6 protein-coding genes and 1 pseudogene are annotated in these 6,448 nt (G+C 48.4%); 2 read left to right on the top strand and 5 right to left on the bottom strand.

Features of this window, described 5'->3' with window-relative positions; all coding sequences use genetic code 11:
- Positions 1-152, bottom strand: a pseudogene (locus BUB43_RS11610) (IS982 family transposase); the annotation flags it as partial.
- 104 nt (positions 153-256) lie between these two features.
- On the opposite strand from BUB43_RS11610, the gene BUB43_RS02405 reads away from it, so the two are divergent.
- Positions 257-766, top strand: a complete 510-nt coding sequence (locus BUB43_RS02405; RefSeq protein ID WP_073177940.1) for an acyl-CoA thioesterase — start codon at positions 257-259, stop codon at positions 764-766.
- On the opposite strand, the gene BUB43_RS02400 is transcribed toward BUB43_RS02405, so the two are convergent.
- From BUB43_RS02400 to BUB43_RS02385, 4 genes are all read right to left on the bottom strand, one after another.
- A complete protein-coding gene (locus BUB43_RS02400) occupies positions 763-1,614 on the bottom strand; it encodes a UDP-2,3-diacylglucosamine diphosphatase (RefSeq protein WP_073177938.1) in 852 nt (283 codons plus the stop codon). The two genes, BUB43_RS02405 and BUB43_RS02400, sit on opposite strands and share 4 nt — an antisense overlap.
- A gap of 119 nt (positions 1,615-1,733) precedes the next feature.
- Entirely contained in the window at positions 1,734-3,092 is a 1,359-nt protein-coding gene (gdhA, locus tag BUB43_RS02395; protein WP_073177936.1) for an NADP-specific glutamate dehydrogenase, read from the bottom strand.
- Positions 3,093-3,182: 90 nt separating this feature from the next.
- A complete protein-coding gene (gene dprA, locus BUB43_RS02390) occupies positions 3,183-4,289 on the bottom strand; it encodes a DNA-processing protein DprA (protein ID WP_073177934.1) in 1,107 nt (368 codons plus the stop codon).
- A 124-nt stretch (positions 4,290-4,413) separates the two neighbouring features.
- Positions 4,414-5,181, bottom strand: a complete 768-nt coding sequence (locus tag BUB43_RS02385; RefSeq protein WP_073177932.1) for a rhomboid family intramembrane serine protease — start codon at positions 5,179-5,181, stop codon at positions 4,414-4,416.
- 111 nt (positions 5,182-5,292) lie between these two features.
- Between BUB43_RS02385 and BUB43_RS02380 the strand changes: the two genes are divergently transcribed.
- Complete coding sequence (locus tag BUB43_RS02380) at positions 5,293-6,411, top strand: DUF3078 domain-containing protein (protein WP_073178013.1); 1,119 nt, start codon at positions 5,293-5,295, stop codon at positions 6,409-6,411.
- The last annotated feature ends 37 nt before the right edge of the window (positions 6,412-6,448 follow it).

Here is a 6,448-nt window from a genome sequence, read left to right as displayed (position 1 = left end):
TCAATGGACTTAAATTCAGCCAAAATAATCAAGCCAATCAACTCTATATCAGATAGTTTTGGTTTTATAGGTTTAAAATAAAAATCTTCAGTTTCTGAAATGTCTCTTAAATTATTTAAAATTAAGTTGTAACTTGCCTCAAGGTTGCTCATAATCGTATTTGATTGGTAGTCAATACAATATACTAATTTTTAGTCACTTGAGCAACCTATTTTATAATGCACTACGGGTATTTTAATATAAATTTTTACTAAAAATGTCAACATATTTCTCAAAATTCCGCGTGCAATGGGCGGATATCGATGCCAACAGGCATATGGGCAATTCTGCCTATATGCAGTACACCGCCGAGGCTAGGATGCGCTTTATGGAGCAGCACCGCATAGGCCTGAAGGAGCTGAACCGCTGGGGCGTAGGCCCGGCAATCCTTCACGAGAGATTTTCATTTTTCCGCGAAATCCATTACGGGCAGGAGTTTTTCGTAAGCGTGGAGATTGGAGGTTTCTCTGAAGATGGCGCAGTGTACCGGTTTTTTCAGCGGTTTTTCCTGCCGGATGGTACGCACATCGCAACCGGGGAAGCCACCGGAGTCTGGATCGATCTGATGCTTCGCAAGAGCACCACGCCGCCGGACGACATACTGGATGTGATGAGGAAATACCGCAGCGAAAACTGCGCCGTGATGTCGCGCGAGGATATCAAAAACTTGCCATTCCAGCCGGAGAATGTTGATGCAGAAATTTTAGCAGGGGGTTTGGAGAATTAATTCTGAAGCTCATTCATTGCCGCGAAAACCTGCGGCTGCATCAGCCTTTCCAAGTTCAGGTTGATGCTTTGGCCGTCTATTTTTTCTTCAACGAAATTTTTAGTGTCAAACTGGCAAAGCTTCCATTCGCCGTCGTTGTATTCCAGATAAGTCAGGTTCTCAATCCAGTCGCCGGAATTTAGGTAATGCACGCTGCCGGTGTCATTCGTCGCTATTCTGTCCGCAGGCTGATGGATGTGCCCGCAGATTACGAAATCGTACCTGTTGTCAATCGCCAATTCTATCGCTTTTTCTTCAAAATCGGCGATGAATTTCACAGCTTCTTTCACGGAATTTTTCACTTTCTTCGATAGCGAAACCTTCGGCCTGCCCATCGCATTCAGCAGCCAGTTCACCGCGCGGTTGACGAGGATCAGCCAGTCGTAGCCCAGTCCGCCGAGCTTCGCGATCATTTTTGCCCAGCCCTTGGTGGTGTTGTCAAACACATCACCGTGGAAAATCCAGTGTTTTTTTCCGTTTAGTTCCAGCAGATATTTATCAGTCAGGAAGAGGTTTCCCATCTGCAAATCCGTGTACTGGCGCAGGAATTCATCGTGGTTTCCGGTAATGTAGATCACCTGCGTATCCTTCTTCATCAGTTTAAACAATTCGCTGATGACTGCCATATGAGACTTCGGAAAATAGCGCTTCGAGAAAGCCCAGCCGTCAATGATGTCTCCGTTTAAAACTAAAATTTTAGGTTTTACGGTTTTCAGGTAAGAGAGCAGCTCTTTGGCGTGGCAACCGTATGTGCCGAGATGCACATCTGAAATAATGACAACTTCTACTTCCCGTCGGCTTTTTGGCATTTTTGCAATTTTCGCAAAAGTACATAAGTAGATTAAAATGAATGTTGCGAAAATGTTAAATTTTAAACAAAAATGCCGGGGATGCCGGCATTTTCTAAAATGTATCGAGGGATGGTAAGCTATACCACGCCCTGTGCCAGCATTGCTTCGGCCACCTTCACGAAGCCAGCAATGTTCGCGCCTTTCACATAGTTTACATAGCCGCTCTCTTCCTTGCCGTAGGTCAGGCAGGCATGGTGGATGCCGGTCATAATTTCCTTCAGGCGTGCATCAACTTCCTCGGAAGACCAGTTTAGGCGGATGCTGTTCTGCGTCATTTCCAGCCCGGAAGTTGCTACGCCGCCGGCATTGGAGGCCTTACCCGGGGAGAAGAGCACCTTATTGTCGATAAAATGGTTGATTGCTTCCAGGGTAGAAGGCATATTTGCTGCCTCCGTCACGCAGATTGCGCCGTTGGATACCAGGTTCTTCGCATCATCCAGGTCCAGCTCGTTCTGTGTAGCACAAGGGAAGGCCACATCGCACTTCACTTCCCAAGGCCTCTTCCCGGCGAAGAATTTCGCAGAAGGGAATTTCTTCAGATAATCTTCCGCGCGGTTGTTCCCCGATGCGCGCATCTCCAGCATATAATCGATTTTTTCACCGGAAATGCCGTCCTCATCATAAATATAACCGTCCGGTCCGGAAATAGTCAATACTTTGCCGCCAAGTTCCGTGAATTTTTTCGCCACGCCCCAGGCTACATTTCCAAAGCCGGAAATTGTGGCAGTTTTTCCTTCGATTTTTTCGCCAATGGTTTGCAGCATCTGCTCCGCGAAGTACACAACGCCGTAGCCGGTAGCCTCCGGGCGTATCAATGAGCCACCGTAGGCGAGGCCTTTCCCTGTAAGAACGCCCGTAAATTCGTTGCGGATTTTTTTATACTGCCCGAAAAGATAGCCGATTTCGCGAGCACCGACACCGATATCGCCAGCAGGGACATCGGTTTCCGGGCCGATGTGTTTGCAGAGCTCCGTCATAAATGCCTGGCAGAAGCGCATAATTTCCATATCGGATTTTCCCTGAGGATCGAAATCGGAGCCGCCCTTGCCGCCGCCCATCGGGAGGGTGGTGAGGGAGTTTTTAAAAACCTGCTCGAAGGCGAGGAATTTCAGTACGGAGAGGTTCACGCTCGGGTGGAAGCGGATGCCGCCCTTGTAAGGGCCGATAGCGGAGTTCATCTGTACGCGGAAGCCGCGGTTTACCTGAATTTCTCCTTTGTCATCCACCCAAGCCACACGGAAGATGATGACGCGCTCCGGCTCTGCCATACGCTCCAGCAGCTTCATCCCGTCGTATTTTTCCTGTGTGGCCACGAAGGGGATTACCGTGAGAGCCACTTCTTTCACCGCCTGGAGGAACTCCGGCTGATTGGGGTTTTTGGCTTCAATTTTTGCTACAAAGTTCTGGATGCGCTGCTCCACTGTAAGGCTGTTCATATTGAGTCTAGATTTTTCTGAACAAATTTAGCTTTAATTCATTATACCGAAAAAAGAATTTTGTCAGTTTTTAGAAATTTCACAAAGGCATTAAATAGCTACAAACTGCCTGCCAGAAAGCGTTTTTATTAGCCCTGCGATTTCCAGCTCCAAAACTACGGGCAGAATTCTGTAAGAAGGCAATGAGAGAATTTCGGAAAGCTCGTCCAGCGGAATGTTTGGGCTTGCGGCTATGGCTTCATAAATTTCCTTCTGGTGGGGCAGAATGGCGGAAGGCACTTCTTTTCTGCTGAATAGCTCCGGTTGCTGCAGTTCGGTTTTGCCAAAAATTTGGTGCACAAGGTCCGGAATTGTGGCAATAGCTGCGGCTTTGTGCTGGGCGATCAGCTGATTGCAGCCCTGGCTGAACCTGTCGGTGATCTTTCCCGGCAGGGCATACACATCCCGGCTGTACTGGTTGGCAAAATTTACGGTGCTCATAGAGCCGCCGCCAAAAGCAGATTCCACCACGATGGTCGCTTCAGAAAGTCCGGCAATGACGCGGTTCCTCTGGATAAAATGCTCTCGGTCAGGCCTTTGAGAAGAATTAAATTCTGTAAGGAGTGCCCCGCCGGAATTTAGGATTTCCTCCGCAAGTTTTCTGTTTTGGGAAGGGTAAAGCGTTTGGAAACCGTGTGCCAGAACGGCTATGGTAGGAATTCCTGCAGAGAGGGATTCCCGGTGAACCTGCGTATCCGCACCCAGGGCAAGCCCGCTCACGGTAATGGCACTGCGGCTTTGGATTGCCTGATGCAGCTCGTAGATGAACTGCCTGCCATAGGCCGTGAGGTTCCTGGTGCCCACGATGCTTACGGGGAATTTTTCCTCATCAGTTTTGCCCATTAAATAAAGCACGGACGGCGCATCATCACATTCATTAAGCAAAAATGGCAGCTCGTTTCTTTGGCGAAGCAGAATTTTTATTTTTTGTTTTTCGCAAAAAATTAATTCTTTTTCCGCGAATTTTAGATGCTCCTCATTGCCGATATCTGATGCGGTTTTTAGCCCAATTCCCTCGATTCCTAAAAGGCTGTTCCTGCTGGCTTTCCAGACATTTTCTGCTGAGCCGAGAGCGTCGGTAAGCTTTCGGAAATTAAAATCGCCTATAAAAGCTGCGCTGCGCAGCGCGATGGAATAGAGGTGCTCCTCGGAAAACATTTTTCAAAAATAGGAAATATTGAGATTTAGGCTAAAACAGAATTTTAAATTACTAAAAGTAAAAATAATCCCTAGAAAAGTATAATTTACAAACATTGATTTAGCAATAAAACTCCCTCAAACTTCATCTTCTCCGGAGCTCGTCCAGGTATTTCCAGATGTCCTCCTCCGGCTTTTGGGGCAGGCTTTCAAAATCCTCCGGGTGGCGCGCCTTGTAATCTTGCCAGAGCCTATCGTCCCGCTCGCTGTAGTAGCCGGGGTATTCCCAGATGTAGCGGCGTCGGCGGCTGCCGGTGTTGCGGTAGATATATGCCAGGACGATGCCTACCAGAGCCCCAGCAAGGTGGGATTGCCAGGAGATTCTGCTTGGCTGCTCCATTTTTATGAAATATTCCTCCGGGAAAATGCCCCAGATAAGGCTGCCGTAATATAGCGCCACCATAAGGCTGATGGCGAGAAGGCCGCGCTCCCTGCGGAAGATCCCGCTGAAAAACAGAAAAAATGCCAGCACATACACCACGCCGCTCGCCCCCACAATGCAGGTGTAGCGCAAATCCCCCGAATAGATGTCTACCGAGGGGAGCAGCCACACGAGCAGGCCGGCTGCAAGCCACCCGGTAGAGAGTACCTGCCTGGCTATACGGCTGTAAAAGTAGAACAACAGAAAGCTCAGCAGCGCTATCGGGATGGAGTTGCTGATGATGTGATCCAGGCTGCCGTGGAGCAGGGGGCTTAGCAGTACGCCTTTGAGGCCCTCCGGGGAGAGGGGGATGATGGCACCAAAACAGCCTGAAAACCAGCCGTGTGCCTGCAGCAGGAAGGAGCCCCACATAAGGGAGAGAAGTACAAAAGGGTAGAGGATAGCCCTGCCCAGCCTGCGGGAGAATTTCATTATAAATTTTTTTTTCAAAAAAACTGCCAGCGTGGAATGGCGGAAATTTTGGCAGTGAAAATATTGAAGGTTTCGACGGGTAAATTGTTATTTTTGCCGGAATTTTGGAATATGCGTATTAAATTAACACTATTCTTTCTTGTAATTATTTCGTTTGATGTGGCGGCGCAGCGCACGGACATCCGACGGAAAATCGATTCTCTTTACCAAAATAAATGGGACAGCGCGGCTACCGACCTGGACAGCCTTACCAACCCCCGGCTGGTGGAAATCCCCCGCAAGAACAGGAAAGACACCATACTGATCCGGGAGAGGCCGCAGCCAATAAGCGCGCCGGAAAATCTGCCGGTAACGCCTTATAACCTGATGCGTGAGGACCGCCCACAGAAATGGTATTTCTTCGGGAAAAATGCGTTGATTTTTAATCAGGCAGCATTTTCGAACTGGTATACTGGCGGCAATAATAACATCGGCGTCATCGGCAGGGTAGATTATAATCTCAGCTACAAAAACGGCAGGCACTTCGTGGAGAATATTATAAAGCTGGGCTATGGATTCGTAAATGCGGAGAACCAGGGGTCGCGCAAAACGGAGGATGTCCTCAGCGTATCTTCCAACTATGGCTACGATATGGGCAGGAATGTCTATATTTCTGCGGGTTATCAGTTTTTGTCACAATTCGGCCCCGGGTACAATTATTCCAAGACTTCTAAGCCGAAATATGCCGACAGGGTTTCAAAATTTATGGCGCCTGGCTACCTAAATGTGGGAATTGGTGCCTCCTACAACCCTTCGGAAAATCTGCAGATTATCTTCCGCCCTGCCAATGGGAAGTTTACTTTTGTGCTGGATGAGCAGCTTCAGCAGGCGGGAAGGTTCGGTCTGGAAAGGGACGGGCAGAGCGTACGCTCGGAGCTTGGTGCGATGCTGAACTTCATTTACAGGCTTAATATCATTGAAAACATCTCTTACCTGAGCCAGCTAAATTTTTTCTCCAACTATCTGCACAGGCCGGACAGGGTGGATATTCATTACGCTGGCGCGCTGAACCTTAAAGTCAATAAGTTAATTTCTGCAGCGGTAAATATTGATTTGGCATACGACCACGACCAGATTGAAAAACTGCAGGTGAAACAGACGCTCGGCATTAGCCTGAACTATAATGTCGGTACAGATACTGCGCCACGCCCCAGCAGCAAAAAGGTGATAAAACCTTTTGTGACAAAGTAAAAAAACAGGCTATTCCGAACGGAGCAGCCTGCTTATT

It is taken from the genome of Cruoricaptor ignavus (assembly GCF_900141665.1).
GTDB classification, from domain to species: domain Bacteria; phylum Bacteroidota; class Bacteroidia; order Flavobacteriales; family Weeksellaceae; genus Cruoricaptor; species Cruoricaptor ignavus.
The sequence above is the reverse complement of the archived record's forward strand: the minus strand, read 5'-3'. Positions and strand labels throughout refer to the sequence as shown.